The sequence below is a fragment of the Bremerella volcania genome, assembly GCF_007748115.1.
Lineage (GTDB): Bacteria > Planctomycetota > Planctomycetia > Pirellulales > Pirellulaceae > Bremerella > Bremerella volcania.
Genome location: NZ_CP036289.1, coordinates 5,913,844 through 5,931,347 on the forward strand (window position 1 = coordinate 5,913,844; position 17,504 = coordinate 5,931,347).

Annotated in this window: 17 protein-coding genes; 8 read left to right on the forward strand and 9 right to left on the reverse strand. The window is 53.3% G+C overall.

Translation table 11 applies throughout. The features are described 5' to 3' along the window. Positions 1-128: 128 nt before the first annotated feature. Genes hpt through Pan97_RS23620 form a run of 3 tightly spaced genes read left to right on the forward strand, consistent with a single transcriptional unit; the run spans position 129 to position 2,533 of the window. Positions 129-659 (forward strand): hypoxanthine phosphoribosyltransferase, encoded by a 531-nt coding sequence (hpt, locus tag Pan97_RS23610; protein WP_144976906.1) that lies wholly within the window; start codon positions 129-131, stop codon positions 657-659. Beyond that, positions 656-1,837 carry a glycosyltransferase family 4 protein gene (locus Pan97_RS23615; protein WP_144976909.1) on the forward strand — a complete coding sequence of 394 codons (1,182 nt, stop codon included), beginning with the start codon at positions 656-658 and terminating at the stop codon, positions 1,835-1,837. The genes hpt and Pan97_RS23615 overlap by 4 nt, the downstream gene beginning before the upstream one ends. A gap of 12 nt (positions 1,838-1,849) precedes the next feature. Then, complete coding sequence (locus Pan97_RS23620) at positions 1,850-2,533, forward strand: exopolysaccharide biosynthesis protein (protein ID WP_144976912.1); 684 nt, start codon at positions 1,850-1,852, stop codon at positions 2,531-2,533. A 147-nt stretch (positions 2,534-2,680) separates the two neighbouring features. Here Pan97_RS23620 and Pan97_RS23625 read toward each other — a convergent pair whose 3' ends face one another. The 6 genes from Pan97_RS23625 to Pan97_RS23650 all read right to left on the reverse strand — a co-directional run bounded on the left by Pan97_RS23625 (position 2,681) and on the right by Pan97_RS23650 (position 7,232). After that, positions 2,681-3,469, reverse strand: coding sequence for a bestrophin-like domain (locus Pan97_RS23625; RefSeq protein WP_144976915.1), 789 nt, complete (start codon positions 3,467-3,469; stop codon positions 2,681-2,683). A 92-nt stretch (positions 3,470-3,561) separates the two neighbouring features. Continuing rightward, complete coding sequence (locus Pan97_RS23630; RefSeq protein ID WP_144976918.1) at positions 3,562-3,906, reverse strand: YciI family protein; 345 nt, start codon at positions 3,904-3,906, stop codon at positions 3,562-3,564. 365 nt (positions 3,907-4,271) lie between these two features. Next, the gene (locus Pan97_RS23635) at positions 4,272-4,820 is read right to left on the reverse strand and encodes a rhodanese-like domain-containing protein (protein ID WP_144976921.1); all 549 of its coding nucleotides are present in this window, start codon (positions 4,818-4,820) and stop codon (positions 4,272-4,274) included. A gap of 203 nt (positions 4,821-5,023) precedes the next feature. Beyond that, positions 5,024-5,413 (reverse strand): hypothetical protein, encoded by a 390-nt coding sequence (locus Pan97_RS23640; RefSeq protein WP_144976924.1) that lies wholly within the window; start codon positions 5,411-5,413, stop codon positions 5,024-5,026. Between the two features lie 38 nt (positions 5,414-5,451). Continuing rightward, the gene (locus Pan97_RS23645) at positions 5,452-6,444 is read right to left on the reverse strand and encodes a DUF1559 domain-containing protein (RefSeq protein ID WP_144976927.1); all 993 of its coding nucleotides are present in this window, start codon (positions 6,442-6,444) and stop codon (positions 5,452-5,454) included. 356 nt (positions 6,445-6,800) lie between these two features. Next, the gene (locus Pan97_RS23650) at positions 6,801-7,232 is read right to left on the reverse strand and encodes a hypothetical protein (protein ID WP_144976930.1); all 432 of its coding nucleotides are present in this window, start codon (positions 7,230-7,232) and stop codon (positions 6,801-6,803) included. A 143-nt stretch (positions 7,233-7,375) separates the two neighbouring features. Here Pan97_RS23650 and Pan97_RS23655 point away from each other — a divergent pair, with 143 nt between their 5' ends. The 4 genes from Pan97_RS23655 (at position 7,376) to Pan97_RS23670 (ending at position 13,224) form a co-directional block, all read left to right on the forward strand. Beyond that, complete coding sequence (locus Pan97_RS23655) at positions 7,376-8,827, forward strand: sulfatase family protein (RefSeq protein ID WP_144976933.1); 1,452 nt, start codon at positions 7,376-7,378, stop codon at positions 8,825-8,827. Between the two features lie 23 nt (positions 8,828-8,850). After that, positions 8,851-9,582: a zinc-dependent peptidase gene (locus Pan97_RS23660; RefSeq protein WP_144976935.1), complete on the forward strand. Its 732-nt coding sequence runs from the start codon at positions 8,851-8,853 to the stop codon at positions 9,580-9,582. 196 nt (positions 9,583-9,778) lie between these two features. After that, on the forward strand, positions 9,779-11,152 hold the full coding sequence (locus Pan97_RS23665) for a Gfo/Idh/MocA family protein (protein WP_144976938.1): 1,374 nt from the start codon (positions 9,779-9,781) through the stop codon (positions 11,150-11,152). A gap of 101 nt (positions 11,153-11,253) precedes the next feature. Then, on the forward strand, positions 11,254-13,224 hold the full coding sequence (locus Pan97_RS23670; protein WP_144976940.1) for a glycosyl hydrolase family 28-related protein: 1,971 nt from the start codon (positions 11,254-11,256) through the stop codon (positions 13,222-13,224). A gap of 36 nt (positions 13,225-13,260) precedes the next feature. Here the strand turns inward: Pan97_RS23670 and Pan97_RS23675 are convergent, their stop codons facing one another. From Pan97_RS23675 to Pan97_RS23685, 3 genes are all read right to left on the reverse strand, one after another. Next, the gene (locus Pan97_RS23675) at positions 13,261-14,769 is read right to left on the reverse strand and encodes an arylsulfatase (protein WP_144976942.1); all 1,509 of its coding nucleotides are present in this window, start codon (positions 14,767-14,769) and stop codon (positions 13,261-13,263) included. 49 nt (positions 14,770-14,818) lie between these two features. Further along, a complete protein-coding gene (locus Pan97_RS23680) occupies positions 14,819-15,352 on the reverse strand; it encodes a hypothetical protein (protein WP_144976945.1) in 534 nt (177 codons plus the stop codon). 221 nt (positions 15,353-15,573) lie between these two features. Further along, a complete protein-coding gene (locus Pan97_RS23685; RefSeq protein WP_144976948.1) occupies positions 15,574-16,398 on the reverse strand; it encodes a hypothetical protein in 825 nt (274 codons plus the stop codon). A gap of 292 nt (positions 16,399-16,690) precedes the next feature. On the opposite strand from Pan97_RS23685, the gene panB reads away from it, so the two are divergent. Then, entirely contained in the window at positions 16,691-17,500 is an 810-nt protein-coding gene (gene panB, locus Pan97_RS23690; RefSeq protein ID WP_144976950.1) for a 3-methyl-2-oxobutanoate hydroxymethyltransferase, read from the forward strand. Positions 17,501-17,504: the final 4 nt, after the last annotated feature.

Genomic DNA, 17,504 nt, shown 5'->3' on the forward strand with positions numbered 1-17,504 from the left:
CCGAGGTACTTGCTTCGACAACAGATCATGCCTGAAGCCCATATGGACTCTACAGAACGAAGAGCTAACAGCTTACAATAGCGGCTTATCGATACAACTTCCGTCATCCGCACGTGGGGATGTTTTCTTTGCATACCTTGATTGAAACGAAAGAACTTGCCACAAGGGTCACCCATCTGGCGACGGAACTGGCCGATACGTACGGAGATCGGCCTCTGACGGTACTCGGTGTCATGACCGGAAGCCTGGTATTAATGGCCGACTTGATTCGTCAGCTGGAGATGCCACTAAGGGTAGGCGTCATGCAGGCACGCAGCTACCGCGGAAAAGCTACTTCGGCGGGTGAGTTGGCCCTGAATCTGGATATGATGCCGCAGATTGCCGGGCAAGATGTGCTGGTCGTTGATGACATTTTCGATACGGGCCACACTTTGAAGAACGTGCTCGAAAGCATCCAGGAGCATGGCCCGACCTCGGTTCGTTCGCTGGTGCTGCTTTCCAAATCCGAGCGCCACGAAGTGGCAATCCGGCCTGACTTCGTCGGCTTTCGTATTCCCAACGAGTTCGTCGTAGGGTACGGTTTGGATTATCAAGACCTCTACCGCAATCTGCCGTTTGTTGCGGCGTTGGAAGACCACGAGATCGCTTCGCACGCATGACTTCTCTTCGCCTGGCACTTGTCACTCGCCGATTCTGGCCTCTGGTTGGGGGGGCGGAAATGGTCATGGCCAATCTGGCCGAGGAACTCACGCGCCAAGGGCATCAAGTCCAACTCGTGACTGCTCAGTGGCACCCAGATTGGCCTAAGCAAATTTCGCATCGCGGCATTCCAGTCGTTCGCCTGCCTAACCCTTCGGTCCGCGGCTGGGGAACGGTAAGGTACATGATGTCGCTGGGGCGTTGGCTCAGGTCGCAGCAGAACGAACTCGATGCGGTATACGTCTCGATGCTCAAACACAGCGCCGTAGTGGCGACCTCCCGTTTACAAGGAAGCAAGATCCCGGTCATCTTGCGGGCCGAAGGAACCGGTGAGACAGGGGACTGTGCTTTCCACGAAACAGCCAACTTCGGTCATCGCATCCGCCGGACTTGTCAACAAGCCGACGGCTTCGTGGCTCCGAGCCAGCAGATCTTCGACGAGATGGCCTCATCCGGTTTCGAGCGTGATAAGATCCGCTTCATTCCCAACGGGGTAAAAGTCGGTCCCATGCGATCCGCCGAACAGCGTCGCGCTGCCCGGGCAGCCCTTGCCGCGGCCAATCCGATACTCACCTTGGCCGAGTCCGCTCCCCTGGTGGTCTTCACCGGCAGACTTCACCCAGGCAAAGGCCTGACCAAGGTGGTACGTGCCTGGCCGTATGTCCTACAGCGTTTTCCAATGGCTCGTCTATGGCTCATTGGGGAAGGGCCTCAGGAAGGGGAGTTGGCTTCGCTGGTCGGAGCGATGGGTCTTCAGAGCCGGATCATCTTGCCGGGGGCGTTTGATACGGTCGAAGACGTGCTGTCCGCCGCCGACGCATTCGTTCTTCCATCACTGCACGAGGGGATGTCGATCGCACTACTCGAAGCGATGGCCGCGGCACTTCCATGTGTGGTCAGCGATATCCCCGGTAATCGCATTTTGATTGAACACGACGATACTGGCGTCGTCTTTCCGGCCGATGACGTTAGTACTCTGGCAAATTCGCTGACTCGCGTGATCGAGAATCAGCATCTAGCATCCAATCTAGGCAATGCGGCCCGCTCACGTGTGATTCAGCATTTCAGTCTGGAACGCAGCGCTGCGGACCATGTCGATTACTTTCGATCACTCATGGAGCAAAAGCGACTTCAATAAACGGCATGCATTTTGCTCTATGGTGTTTTGACGCCAACACCCATTTCACCAGAAAGCAAAATGACAACCGCTCAAACCACTGCCACATCAACGACTTCGGAAGAACCTACAAATGATTCTTCCCCCGAAGGTCTTGTCGATATACTCGAGCAAATGAAAGAGAACACCGACGGGGACAACGTCACGCTGGAAGACACGCTCGACTCGCTCAACAGTCGAAGTTTTGGACCTCTCCTGCTGGTGCCTGCCATCATGGCCGTCTCACCCATTGGTGCCATACCAGGCATGTCGATCGTAACTGGCTGCGTTCTGATGTTGATTGCCATACAAATGATCTTCTCAAGCGGAAGACCATGGTTACCACAGCGACTGCTCGACTTTTCCTTCTCACGAGAAACGTTAACGAAAGGAATCGACAAAACGCTTCCCTGGGCGAAATGGCTGGAAGGCTTCACTAGCCGTCGCTTGCAGACAATCACACACGCGCCATTTCATTATGTCATTGCGACGATTGTCGCCTTTTTGGCGTTGCTCTTCATTCCGCTGGCCTTCCTGCCCTTTGCCGTAGCCATTCCCGGAACGGCAATCGCACTATTTGCTTTGGGCATCACAGTGCGGGATGGCGTGCTGGTGATCCTGGGCTTCGCGGTTTCCTGTGCGGCCATCGGTCTGGCGATCTATGCTTGGCCCTTCTAAACGCATCACAACCGATCACTCGGCCGTTAAAGGCTCGCTTACGTAAAGCGAAGAGTGCTCGATGATTTCATTGAGAAATACGCGGCGGATGGCATCGTATCCGCGATCGTTGACATCTTCATGAATTTATCAACAAGCGTAGTCGCGTTAACTGGCAGCGGGCTGCATCGTCTCCAGCACTTCCACCATTGGTTGATGATCGACCTGAATCAAGCCACGACGAGGACGATCGAAATCGAGAATCACAAAAAGAACGAGCGTGAGTAGCACGTTGAACGCGACCCACAATCCGAGATACCTCTTGCCCACCTGCCCAGAGGAATGCCCGGTAATCATGCTGGAAACGATGATACAAATGCACAACAAAATCAACACCGGTTGCGGCATGTGATTGCGCGCCGACCACTCTCGCGTCGTGTTTAAGTCAATGACGCTGTTGGCCGCGGGAACGATCTGGCTGGGAACGATTCGATCCGGCTGACTTTGCATGGTCGTCTCGACGGTCCGCCAAATTGAATCGAGTTCGACCTGCATCTGCTTCAGTGTCTCGTGGTACGTGTCATGATCCAGGGCGAATTCGAAACGCTTCAATCGCAATTCGGTGAAACGCTCGAGACCTTGCTGAAGCTCTGATCTCTGCGGGTCACTCAGTAAGCCGGCGCGAAGGTAGCAGGTGCCAATCGCGTTGGCTTCTTCCAAAACCAGTCGCTGTCGCTGATAGTGCTTGGCCGTCGTCGTCGAAAATGAAAACCCCAACAGCAAAGCGGCCAGCCCTAGAATGCTTGCCTTCAGCCCATTGCTGACCGTCCGTGCACCTTCCGAGTCATTCTTTCCTTCTCGCCGACCTGCCAAAAAACCGACTTCGTTCGCGATGAACGTCAAAATGAATATGCTGCCAACAATTACCCATGTCGGTAGCTCATAGATGCTTCCCATACGTCTTAGACCCAGCCATGCAAGGAAGACAGATTCCAGACACTGATTGGATCATAGTCGGCGGGACGCGAAGCGAGAAGTGCCGCAGCCAACTACTGCGGAAGAGGCTCCAAAGGACGGACTTCCACGCATCCCACCGAGGCCGGAGGAATCCTGGCTGCGATTTCCAGGGCCTCCTGCTCAGTCTCGACATCCAGCACGTAATAGCCTCCTAGCTGCTCGGTCGTTTCGGCAAACGGACCGGTAGTGATCAGTTGTTTGCCTTCCCGAACCCGAACCGTTTTGGACGTCGTAACGGACATAAGTGGGGAAGACGCCACGAGCTTGCCCTCCCTTTCCAGTTCCTCGCAGATCGCCATGCTCTTTCGCATGCAATCCTCACGACTCTCAGGCGTCCAACACGATTCCGCGCCGTAAACCAGTAACATGTATTTCATGGTCTTCTCTTACGTCCCTATCGGTTTTTAATGGGAATAGAACCCAACCACCTCAGCTGTCCCATCAAAACTAGGTGATTTTAATTCGCGGCGTCATCCATTAGCAAGCAAATGATCTGCGTTCTGGAACTTGCACTGCATGGAAATAGTCGAAGGGAGTTACCCTCATTCGACATTTCCGCGAAAGAAATCTTCACGGCTTACGCAACTCTAGCGGACCTCAACCGGTTCTCAATAACACGTACTTCTTCGCGCACATCCATGCTGCCAACCTGCGATCGAGATGCCGGAGTGGCCTATGAGAAAGGAGAAGGGCAATTGTAAATTCCCAACTTCGGTCAAGGGACCGAGGCTGGGAAATGAGGCTACTTGCCGTTTTCCACCGATGTACCTGCGAAGGGGATCTTTGTGTCATGTCGATCCAACAGCGGCTTCAACTCGTAAATGTTTCGATAGCCGTAGCTGTAGAGCGTGTTGTAGGTATTCAAGTTGAGCGAAGCGACGGGAGCCTTGGGCGCGAATGCCTGGGGTTCGTTCTTGAAATTGTTGTTGCAGTAGATCACAACCCGAGTATCCTTCTTCGGAATTAGCTCGGCCAGATCCTCTGCCGTCATGTCCGGCAGCGAGATATGCACGGCTCCTTTCACATGCAAAAGGTCGTACATCCGTTTGCTGCGAGCATCGAGAACGATGGTCTTGGGATCATCCATCATGCGAATGAACCCCTCTTCCGACACACGCCTCTGTTCACGAACTTTGGCAACCTCCTGCACCTGCTTCATGAAGCCCTGGTAGTCGATTTGAGGGTTTTCATTCGCCAACTGAGCATCTCCCTCGGCCCCCGTCAACATGGTTCCAGCCACAAACGTTCCCAGAACCACTGCGGTGACGGTCGCCAGCATGATCGTACGCATCTTCGTGTCTCCTATTGGTCAGCCAATGGCGCATACTAAGCCCATTGGGGAAGACGATTCCGAGGGCCGATCAGATCTACGAATTTGGCTGCGAGCGGCAATTGGATTCGGAACGTGTTATCACAAAACGAGATACATCCAAAAGAAAAAGACGGACCAGTTTAGGCCCGTCTTTCGGTGTTGTTGCCAATGCCCTGAAGGGATTACTTCTCAACGGTGAAATCTTCGGTCGCTTTTTCCTTCGGCAAATCGACCTCGATCACATGATTGATGAAAAGGGCATCCCCCAACGGGTTATGCTCCGTGACGTTCTTGGCGTCGTATCCATCGATGCGAACGATGTGGGCTCCCCCCACGGTACCTTTGCCTGCAGGCGTCTCGTATTTGCCATCCTTGATTTCAGCCGTCACCATCGGACCGGAATTGTTTTTCTTTCCATTCGGTTCGAAGTAAATCTTGCCGGCTGGCAGTGGCGCTCCCTTGTAAGTGATCGCGCCCGACAACGGGAACCGCTCGGGACCTTCGGTAGCTGGTCCGTTGCAGCCGAGGGTAACGGTAGCCACAACGAGGGCAAGTAATATCAAAATGCGCATGATGGTATATCTCCTTTTAGTGGTTGCCTGAAGAGCGACTAGAGACCGCTGAACCCACCAATGGGATAACCATCGCTACGCTTGCTCAAATTTCGATGCGTCGTGATGTCGATGTTCTCACTGATGAAGTGAACTGAAGCATCCCCCATGGCCATGTGACATCCGCCAGGGTGCCAACTTCCAACGGTACCTGGCATTTCGTCCCACATATGGACGTTATTGTTCAGCGGATTGTCGCCTGTATTTGGCTGAAAAGTACATGCAACAATGTTCAATAGCAGCGAGTCATCATTATTGATGCGTGCTGACGAAGCCCACGTAGCCGTTTCACAGCAGAAATTAGGTTGGAACAGGTACTTACTCTCACCGATCAAATAAACATTCGACGACCCATCAGTAGCACTATGGAAGCCGGTCTTCGAATTCAAATACAACATCCCATTGTTGTAGTTCAAACGCGAGTTATTCATCCGACAGTTATAGGCTGAACCATTGTTGTTGGCCGGGAACGTATCGCCGCCCATCACGCCCATGTAATTGTTCGTCAAACTACCACCCGACGCCAATGGATCCGAAGGACAATGGAACGCGTCGACGGAAGTGGTTTGGGGTACAAAGTTCACATTGTTGGTACCACAGTTGGGATTGGTTCCCGTGAAGTCGTCGTTAAAGCCCCAGTACAACGGCTGCTTGAAGTCGAACTGATCGTACAGGTTGCCTTGCTCGATGAACGGCAAGATCAAAACGGTCCACGAGGCCATCCCGTCCTGGCATTGATTTCCATCCGGAGTGCAGTCCGTCGTCGAACCACTGCGGCTCATGTTGCCGGAAGGGAACACATTGAACGTATCGTGGTAGTTGTGCAGAGCCAGTCCTAACTGCTTCATTTTGTTACGGCAACTCGTCCGTCGTGCCGCTTCGCGGGCCTGTTGCACGGCCGGCAAGAGGAGTGCAATCAGCACCCCGATGATGGCGATCACCACCAACAATTCCACGAGCGTAAACCCAACTTGCTTGCTTCGTTGTCTCATATACAGACTCCAACCTAAAAGAATAAATAAAATAGAATCTTCGCATGCATTTGTACTTGCGCTAGAACGGACAAACTAATTCAGCCGCCATGGTCAACTCAATGTTGCAAAATAGGCTCTGGCCGATTTGTTTGAAAAACACAATTCGGCCAAGACAAAATGCAAATCAGTATCGCAACAGACCTCAAAATCACCTCATGATTTCCCGAGCAACTCTTACAGACTCCCCAAGACAAAGTCAGACCATGGAAAGCCAGATTGATGCACAACGCTCGCCAGGCGTTGTCCCGCGAAAGTAGTGGCGAGGCACGTACTCGGATTACGGTTGAGACGATCGCAAGGGAGAACGCTAAGGACTACAAGATCTGCTGCATGAAGTGCGGTGCACCTTCTACTTGAATTCGCTTCCAGGAATACCCTTTTGAGTGTGGGAACTCTCGGCGATAGCAGGCACGGGCCTCCGATGTAGAGAAGTGCTTGAAGTCGAAGAAGGGGGCAGCCTTCCTTGCAACTTCTTGTCTTTGCTGGTCATCAGAAGTTAGTCGGATCGATCGCCAACCGCTGCAGATTTGATATCGAATCGCGTAGACGCAGAGGGAGTAGTCTTCAATGTTCTGCGGTAGACCATTGACCTGCAGAAAGAAACTCTCCGAGATCCGGCACTCGGCCCATTCGACAAGTTCCGCTCCGTAGTTCTCGGTAGGCCATCCCTCAAGTCGATGATTGAAGAATTCGGGCTCAATCCAACCCAGTCTCTGGGCCAATTGCTGGACATAGAGGCGATTCATTTAGTCGCAACTCGCCAAAGAACATTGAGACGCGCTCTTGAACAACAGAAATCTACCAAAATTTGACCTGAGTCGTCGCGTCATTGATAATCAGATCGACGCCTGCCGATAGATTCCTTTCTCACTCCCCTTCGCGAGACCACATGATGCGACTCCTAGTCGGATTTCTCCTGGCTTGTTTTCTCGTTTCCCAAGCCCAACTTGCCCTCGGTGAAGAAGCGCAGCGGTCACCAAACATCGTCCTCATCTTCATTGACGACATGGGGTATGGGGATGTCGAGTTCAACGGAGCCAAAGGCCCACGCACGCCGAATTTGAATCAGATGGCCGCGGAAGGGATGAAGTTTACCGACTTCTATGTTGGTTGCGCGGTCTGCTCTGGCTCGCGGACGGCGTTGTTAACCGGCACTCACTATCAGCGGCTGAGCATGAACCCGGTGCTCTTTCCTAATAGCAATCAGGGGCTACATCCTGAGGAACAGACAATTGCGGATATGCTCCATGATGTTGGCTATCGAACGGCCTGCGTGGGCAAGTGGCACCTCGGCCATCTTCCCCCTTGCCTGCCGACCTATCAAGGATTCGACAGCTATTACGGCATCCCCTATAGCAATGATATGTGGATCGATCCAGCCAACAAGCTAGCCGCCGACATCGTCCTCCGCGAAGGGGTCACTATGCAGGAGTTGAAAGACGGAGTCACGAAAAAGAACGTCGTCCCACTCATGAGAGACGAAGAAATCATCGAGTATCCCTGTGATCAAAATACGATCACCAAACGCTACACCGAGGAAGCGATTCGCTTTATCACATCCGACAGTGACAAACCATTCTTTCTGTATCTGCCTCACACGATGGTTCACCTCCCGCTGCACGTCAGTAAGGAATTCCAGGGGCGTACCGAGAAGTTGATTTGGGACGCCATTGAAGAAGTCGACTGGTCAGTTGGCGAAATTCTCAAGACTCTTCGGGATGAAGGCATCGCCGAAAACACACTGGTTATCTTTACGAGCGACAACGGTGCTGCCGTGGGGTCGTCTCTTCCTTTAAGAGCCAAGAAGGCGAGTGTTTATGACGGCGGTATTCGGGAACCCACGTTGATGTGGTGGCCTGGGACCATTCCAGCCGGGTCCGTATGCGATGAAATCACCGCATCCATTGATGTGTTGCCGACACTGGCCAAACTGTGTGATGGCAAGCTTTCAGGACGCAGGATCGACGGCGTCGACATCCGTTCGGTGATGCTCACTGAAAATACCGAGGGCCCGCGAGAGTCGTTCGTTCTTATGCACGGAGAAGGTACCGTCCGGCATGGGAAATGGAAGTATTATCCCTGGCAAGAAAAGAAGCAGGGACGTGATGCTCCACAAGGTCGAACGCCCTCGAGCGAACCGGTTCAACTTTATGACATCGTCGCTGATATCGGTGAAACTACCAACGTCGCCGCCCAGCACCCCGACGTCTGCGAACAATTGCAGGAAATGTACAATCAGCATGTGGCTGACATCAAGGCGACAAAACGCCCAACGGCACCGCTGATTCGCTCGCAAGATGCCAAGCCGCCCACGCATCCCAAACAAAAGAAGTCCAAGTAAGCCATTGTGGCCAAGCAATCCTCATGAACAGACTCATCGCACTTACGGTGCTGCTGGTGCTCGCAATGCTTCCTTGTTCGCAGGCGTTCTCTCAGGATGGCCCAGCACTGCCAGACAAACATACGGTGCGAGACGTCGAAGGATGGACTGTCCGCGTGGACGACCGACTTCTCGCCGGCAAACACAAGGACCAAGGGGAGCGTGCGCTCAAACTTCTCTCTGCTCGTCTCGTCGCCATCGACGTCGTGATGCCTCCAGAATCTTTGGAGAAGCTTCGCAAGGTCGTGATTCAACTCGATCTCGACTATGGCGAGCTTACCGCGATGCAGTACCACCCCGACAAAGGTTGGCTGAAACGCAACCGCTACGACGAAGAGCTTGCCAAGTGCGTACATATTCCAAGTGTGGACGCTTTTCTTTCTCCATACGAAAACCACAGAATGCCATGGGTCGTGCTGCATGAACTTGCTCATGCCTATCACGATCAATTTTTAGGCTTTGACAACGCGCGTATCCGAGCCGTATGGGAAAAGTTCAAAGAGAATCAGAGTTACCAGTCGGTCCTTACGAGCCCAGGTCATCTACGCGAGCACTACGCGTTAACCAACCCGAAGGAGTTCTTCGCCGAGATGACCGAATCTTATTTTGGATCGAACGACTTCTATCCATTTGTTACCGGCGAGCTTAAGAAAGATGAGCCGGAGGTGTTTGCCTTGATGCAGGAAATGTGGGGCAATTTGCCGAGCCGAAAGTAGCAATTCGTGGCATTTTTCGCACAAAACCGGCGATTTCTACGACATCCCGATAGTCGCGGTTACGATCGTCTCACGTTAAAATAGGGAACGGACCTGCTCTACTACGACTAAAATGAGTATGACTCATCACTGCCTCAGTTTACCTACCCCACATTTCCAAGGCATTCGCTCTTAATCACCCCTAGGAAGATCAACCATGTCTCAATTCCCGCAAAGCACACGTCGTCAATTCCTTAAGGGAGTTGCCGCTGCAGGTGCAGCCACCGTCATCATCCCCTCGGCCAACCGCGCCTTTGGTTTTCAAAACGCCAATGATCGCCCCACATTCGCGACGATCGGTCTGCGCAACCAAGGCTGGGGGATCACTAACAAGACGACTCCTTATGCTGACTTCGCCGCATTGGCGGATGTCGATGCCAACGTTCTGGCAGAAAACGTATCGAAGCTCGAAAAGAAGCAAGGCAAAAAACCCGACGCCTACACCGATTATCGCAAGGTGCTCGATCGCAAAGACATCGACGCGGTGATGATTGCCACGCCAGATCACTGGCATACCAAAATTGCCGTCGAAGCAATGTATGCCGGCAAAGACGTCTACTGCGAAAAGCCCCTCACCCTGACGATCGCCGAAGGCAAGTTGATCGAAAAGGTCGTCAAGGAAACGGGCCGCGTCTTCCAGGTCGGTACCATGCAGCGAAGTGAATCAGGCCAGCGTTTCCTGCAAGCGGTCGCCATGGTCAACGAAGGCCGCATCGGTAAGGTTCAAAAGGTGACGTGCGGCATCAATGGAATGACCGGTTCTCCCGAAATTCCCGTGGCGGATATTCCTGGCGGACTCGACTGGGATATGTGGCTTGGCCCAGCCCAGAAGGTCGACTATCGAGCCCTGCCGGAAATGCGAACGGGTTACGGCGGTGGCGTTCCCCTTTACAGCAATTGCCATTATTCGTTCCGCAACTGGCATGAGTACTCTGGCGGCAAGCTGACCGACTGGGGTGCCCATCATGTCGATATCGCTTGCTGGGCATTGGGTGCCACCGACACCGGTCCGAGCAAGGTGAAACCGCTTGAGTACGAACTGGCTTGCGAATACCAAGACGGTAACCCGGTCGTTCATGATCGGTACAACGTAGCGACCAAGTTCAAGATTCAGGCCGACATGCCTAACGACGTCGAAATGATCATCACCAGCGAAGGTGACAACGGGATCCTCTTCGAGGGAACTGATGGCCGTTTCTTCGTCAATCGCGGCAAAATCGTTGGTGCCCCCATCGAAGCCCTCAAAGAGAATCCGCTGCCGGAAGGTTCGATCGAAAAGGTCTACGGCGGGCCTGTTCCGGCGAACCACAGCGTCAACTTCATCGAGTGTATGGAGTCACGCAAACAGCCGATCTCAGACGTCTGGTCCCACAATCGCATGCTGGAGATTTGTCACCTCTCGAATATCGCCATGCGATTGGGTCGCGAACTCAATTGGGATCCAGAAAAGCGAGAGGTCATCGGCGACGACCAGGCCAACACGTTCCTTTCGCGAGAAAACCGCAAAGGTTACGAAATACAGATGGGCTAATCGCCCGACTGAGATCAACCAAGAACGAAGAAAGCCGCCAGAAGTCACTGGCGGCTTTTTTGGGGAAAGAAGAGGTCCTTTATGAGGAACTGACTGGTTAAATGGAGTTTCTTGCAGCGGACAGCCACGTGGGAGCGCCAAGTGTTTCATCGCCTTTATCTGCCGAAACCACCATGCATGCCGTAAAATTTTTCATACCATCGCTGCTACTGATTTGCCTGCCTTCCTTGGCGAGTGCGGAAAATATCTTATTCCCAGACGATTCTGGCGTGATCGACGTTACGAAGGCACCCTACGGCGCAATACCCGATGACGGCAAGGACGATTCTCGTGCTATTCAACAAGCGCTTTGTGATCACGTTTCTGGCAATCACATTTTCTACTTCCCCAATGGTGTGTATGACATCGGTGACACGCTCTTTCACCTGCCCGAGCAGGATCCCTTAAAGAACAAGCATGCGTGCCTGGAACTACGTGACCGAGCCAAGCGAAATATCCTGATCGGCCAGTCCGAGCAAGGCACGATCCTTCGCCTGATGGACAACGTGAATGAAGAATTCGCCGACGCAGTCCTCTGGTTCGGTCCGAGTCCGGCCCAAAGATTTCGCAATGGTCTTCGCCACATGACCGTCTCAGTTGGAAAAGATCACCCCAAAGCGTCAGGCGTTCTGTTCAACGCAAGCAACCAAGGCGGTATACGCCAAGTCACAATTAAGAGCGAAGACCCGCAACATCGTGGCGCAGTTGGACTCGATATGGGGCATACCGACGAAGTAGGGCCTCTATTGGTACAGCATCTTACCGTCGACGGTTTCGATCGCGGGATTAAGTGCGCCTATCAAACGGCATCGCAAACATTTGAACACATCAAGCTTCGAAATCAACGAGAGTACGGCTGGACTAATGGCTTCTCTCAATCCATTTTCGTGCGAGACCTCGAATTTCAAGGAAGCGTCACCGCGATACACAACGGTCCTACAATGAAGGGAGATCCCGGGCAGAGCCGTCTCCTTCTGATTGATTCCCAATTAACCTATACGGGTAATGGTTCTCCACCCGTCGCGATTCGCAATCAAAAGGCTGCTTTTCTCAGAAACATTCGGGCAGATGGCTTTCGTGCAATTGTCTCGAATGAGATTCAACATGGTCGGGGCAACCCTACCGTGGTCGACTCACCCTTGGTTGAATACATTGCCAACGGATCCGAGGCGAGCCGCAAGGGTAAGCCCTTCACGCTATTTCCTTCGCCCGCCCAGTCCTTGGGGCTTCCTATCGAAGAACCAACGCAAGTCGACTGGGAACAAGATCTCAGCCGATGGGCCAGTCCTCATCAATTTCCGATGGGCTATTCTGGAAGACCGGACGACGATATGGACGATACTCCGTCTATTCAAGCAGCGATCGACTCTGGGGCTACAACGGTTTATCTACCCCGTGGGCGTTGGCTCATACAGAGTGGTCTCTATTTGCGAAATAATGTCCGGCATTTCGTTGGATGCGAAGCAATGCTTAGTCCGGTCAAAGACCAAAGGGCAACGGTTGTCCTCGTAGATGGTACCTCGCCTGCGGTGCTCATCGAAGGCCTCGAAGCGGGCGGAATTACTTTCACACAGGATACCCACCGAGAACTCCAATTGCGTCATATTTTGGGTGGACAATACCAGCCAGGCCTTTCGCATGCGGGAAAGTTGTTTCTCACGGACGTCTGCTTGGGACCGCTCAAGATCTCCGACAAACAGAATGTATGGGCAAGACAACTGAACATTGAATCTCAAACCGATCCAGGAGATGCGAAAGTCGTCAACAACGGAGGTACCCTTTGGATTCTTGGCATGAAAACGGAGGATGAAGGAACGGTCATTAAAACTCTTGATGGCGGCAGGACCGAATTACTCGGACACAAGCACGTCGCTCACAGAGGCCAGGAACCAAGCTTCGTCACCATTCAAGCCGCCTTCTCGGCAGCACTCGCCGCCGGGTCAGCTTTAGAGACACGCGGTAATGAGACCAAGACAGCTGATAATTTCAATTCTGCCGATCTTTACGTAGCCTACGAAGAGAGCATGAATTAGAGGTGGCGTGAAGTTCATGCTCACGCAATGCCGGGACTACTTCCCTCTGTCCTTCCACCAAGCTTGCCACTTGGCATCAAGCTCCTCAACTTTTTCGGGATGCTCTTTGGCAAGATCGTTGAGTTCGGTGGGATCTTGACTCAGATCGTAAAGTTCCCAGTCCCCTTTGCCGAGCTTTACCAGTTTCCAGTCGTGATCACGGATCGCCTGGGCTTTGCCGAACTGCCAGTAGATGGGCCAGGCACGTTCGTTTGCCGAACCGCTAAGCGTTTCGACCAGCGAATGCCCTGGTAATTCGTCAGTGATCTTCGCGCCGGCCAGTTCGAGCATCGTGGGCATGAAGTCGATCAGGTGCCCTGGCTGATCGGTGATCGTGCCGGCTTTGATTTCGTTTGGCCACCAGGCAATCATCGGCGTGCGTGTGCCCCCTTCATAATCGGTCGTTTTGTATTTGCGATACGGCGTGTTGGACGCATTCGCCCAGTTGCGTCCCTGGGTTAGATAGCTGGTCACTTCCCATGGCATCGATCCTTTCACGGTCGATCGATCGGACGACTCGTCACAGGCACCATTGTCTGAAAGGAAGAAGATCACCGTGTTGTCCGCTTTGCCAATCGCTTCCAACTTCTGCAGAATGCGACCAATGTTGCGGTCCATACGATCGATCATCGCGGCATAGGTCGCCATGCGCAAATCCCACCCGTCGCGTTCCTGCTCGGCAATCTCATCCCATGCCGGCAAGACGGGATCACGCGGTGACAAGCGGACGTTTTTAGGCAGCACGCCTAACTTATTTTGTCGAGCGAAACGCTCCTCACGCAGCTTGTCCCACCCGATCTCACCATACTTTCCACGATACTTGGCGATATCTTCCTCACTCGCATGCAACGGATAATGAGGTGCCGTGTAGGCGACGTAAAGCAGGAACGGCTGCTCTTCCTCCTTGTACGTTTCCAAATACTCTACGGCATGGTCGGTGAATGCATCGGTGGTGTAGAAATCTTTCGAGTCAGGCGTGAAAGGAAGAAACTCCTCCGCATCAATTGCCCAGCGGCGAACACGCTTCTTAGCCGGCTCAGGCTCGCCTGGTCGGGCGTGGCCAGGGTTCCAGAAATTGCAGCAACCGTCGGTCAGGCCATAGTACCGGTCGAAGCCGCGCTGATACGGCGTTTGACCTGCGTGCCACTTACCAACCATCAACGTACGGTAGCCTGCCTCACGCAATCGCTCGCCGAACGTCGGAGCCTTATACACCACACTTGCTGAAGCCCCTACGTGATGCCACCAACGTCCGGTCAACAGGGACGCTCGTGTGTGCTCGCACTTAGCATTATTATAGAAAGTACGAAACCGCATTCCGCCGGTCGCCAGCTTGTCAAGATTCGGGGTGTCGACTTCACCGCCGTAGCAGCCAATGTCCGAAAATCCCATATCGTCGCACATGATCAGGACAATATTCGGCCGCTTCGCTTCAGCCGCACACGCATCCGAAAACATGACCAGGCAAAAGCATATGACGATGCTCAGAAAAAGAGGAAAACGCATGGCAGGGCACCTTTTTCCAATGAGATGTGTTTGAGGAAGAGAGAGCAACTCAGGAACGGTTGCGATTTGGCTGGATGACTTCTTTCTCAAGATAGTCGGCCACGGCGACCACTGCCACCGGAAAGTGATTATCGCAATAGACCTCTTTCTCAACGTGCCCGGTTACCACGGTGATGGCTACCTGCGTTCCGCCTGTCACATCACCGTGATACTCGTTGGCAAGCGCCATAAATCCCGACTGATTCAGCTTTCCGCAAATCTCTTCCAATTCGGCACGCGACAGTTTGAATGTCAACCTCTTTTGTCGTGCTGACTCCGACTCCTGGTCCCAATAGTTGTACTCCCCAGTACCGTCCGCTCTGATTCGCAGAATGTTGAACCCCTCCGTGCCATCACCAAAGGCGTATTCGATCAGAAATTTAGGACTTGGCTGGACGACAACGTTCCGCGTATCCTCCTTTCCTCGATCGATCACTTTCGCTCGACGCGACGTTACCGTGCGGTCGCCGATGCTGACCTGATCGTCCCCATCAAACGGCCGGATGAGGCCATAAAGAAACATACCGCCGAGTACTACGATCATAATGAAGGCGTTTCGCAAAAATCTCTCGTTCATCGCAGATCTGCCGAAAAGTTGAAACGAGGATAAGATCTTATCATCGCGACAAGATAAGCCATCCCGCGCGTAGTAGCAACGATTTCGTTTGTATTCTTAGCCGTCTCGGCATCAACAAAAAAAGAGGAGGCCACAAGGACCTCCCCTCCCGGTTCACCGTCGGGAAATCGTTGGATCTCCTGCGGTTACTACATATCAAAAATACTCTTGGCTTCGGCCGGGTTGGCTGGGCCTTCTTCTTTTTCTCGACTACGGCTCTTGCGACGAGCTTCGCGGGGATCTTCCGGGGCAGCGAAGGGCTCCGCGGCCTCCACTTCCACCTCTCCCTTCAAGATGCCAACACCTTGGTTGTAGTAATAAACCGTTCCCTTGACCGTGTCGCCAATGCGAATCAATCGTGGGTCTGGAAGCTCGACACTGATCTTGGCATCTTCAGCGACTTCGACCGTGACCTTCGCCTTGCCGGCCGTGACACTCCATTTGCCATCACGTGCGACGCCTGACAGGCGACCTACGACGGTGTACTTCGAGACTTCTTCGCCCGAGCTTTCGGTCGTTTCTTCCGAACCGGCCGACGAGAAATCTGGCAAACCTCCTTGTTCAGTAACGCCCAGTTCCAACTGAGGTGTGGGAGTGAAGACACTTACTTCGCTGACCGCGGATTGACCGACACCCTTTTTATCGAGGGTAGCTTCGAAGTGGACGAACATGCCAGGACGAACCCAACCCTTTTCCGCTTCGCCGCGAACAACGATCTCGTCAGGCTTCGAGTCGACGCGAATCGTCCACTCCTGGTTCCCCTTTTCAGGCTTCAACTTGATTAGCGGCGGCAGGGCCGCGGTGAGCTTGCCAGACAGGCTGGTCCGCTCCTGTTTTTGGCCAGGGCGTCCGTTGAAATTGGGCATTCCCTGTTGAGGCTGATTGGGGTTTTGAGCGTTGACGGGAAACGAGAGAAGCAATACGGCCAGTGAAAACAAAATGGCCGCACAAAGATGAGAAATTTGGCGATGCATGGGAGTCCTGAAATGGTTCCAGAAGGGAAGCGCATGGAAGGCTGCTGTGTCCCTTAGGATAACGGTTGGCCGAAAGAATTTCCAATTTTTTCCGCGATACCTGCTCGCAATGGGCAATGGTCCGCTGCCGCAGGGAAGTGAGTGCGTTACCCAACCTGTCTCCTATACGCGGAAAACTAATTAGCTTGCTAGACGCCCAGCGGTTGCCAGTCACTGGTTGCCGCTTTGGCGGCCAATGGAGAAAATAAGTGCTGACTGGCTCAACACTTGCAATCAAAAAAGGCTTAGGCCCATGTCCACCCCCCCCCGCGGCAAATCTCGACTGACGGTTCCCCAATTTGTAAGCCGCAAAGCGGAGGGCAAGAAGCTGACCGTACTAACGGCATACGACTATCCAATGGCAAGCTTGGTCGATCAAGCTGGGATCGACGCCATCTTGGTCGGGGATACCTTATCGATGGTGGTCCAAGGACATGACTCAACCATTCCGGTCACGCTGGACGAGATGATTTACCATGCCGAGATGGTTACGCGTGCCGTCTCCAGCGCACTGGTTATCGTCGATATGCCTTTTCCATCGAACCTTTTGGGCGTCTACGAAGCCATTCGTAACGCGGGTCGCATTCTCAAAGAAACCGGTGCCCAGGCCGTCAAATTGGAAGGTGGCGCGGATCAGGCCGAGGTAATCTCGGGTTTGGTAAACGCCGGCATCCCGGTTATGGCACATATTGGTCTGCGACCGCAGTTGGTACATCAAATGGGAGGCTATCGTGTGCAGCGCGATCGAGAACGGCTGATCTATGATGCCAAGTCGGCGGCCGATGCCGGGGCGTTCAGTATTGTGCTGGAATGCATCCCCCAAGACGACGCGGCGGAAATCACCAAGATGCTGGACATTCCTACGATCGGCATTGGGGCCGGCAAGTCGTGCGACGGGCAAGTCCTTGTTCTGAATGACATGATCGGCTTGACCGAAGGGCACGTACCAAAGTTCGTTAAGCAGTACGCCAATGTCCGCCAGACCGTTTCCGATGCGGTTCGCCAATTCTGTAAAGACGTCCAGTCCGGTGAATTCCCGGATCAAACACATTCGTTTCGATAAACCA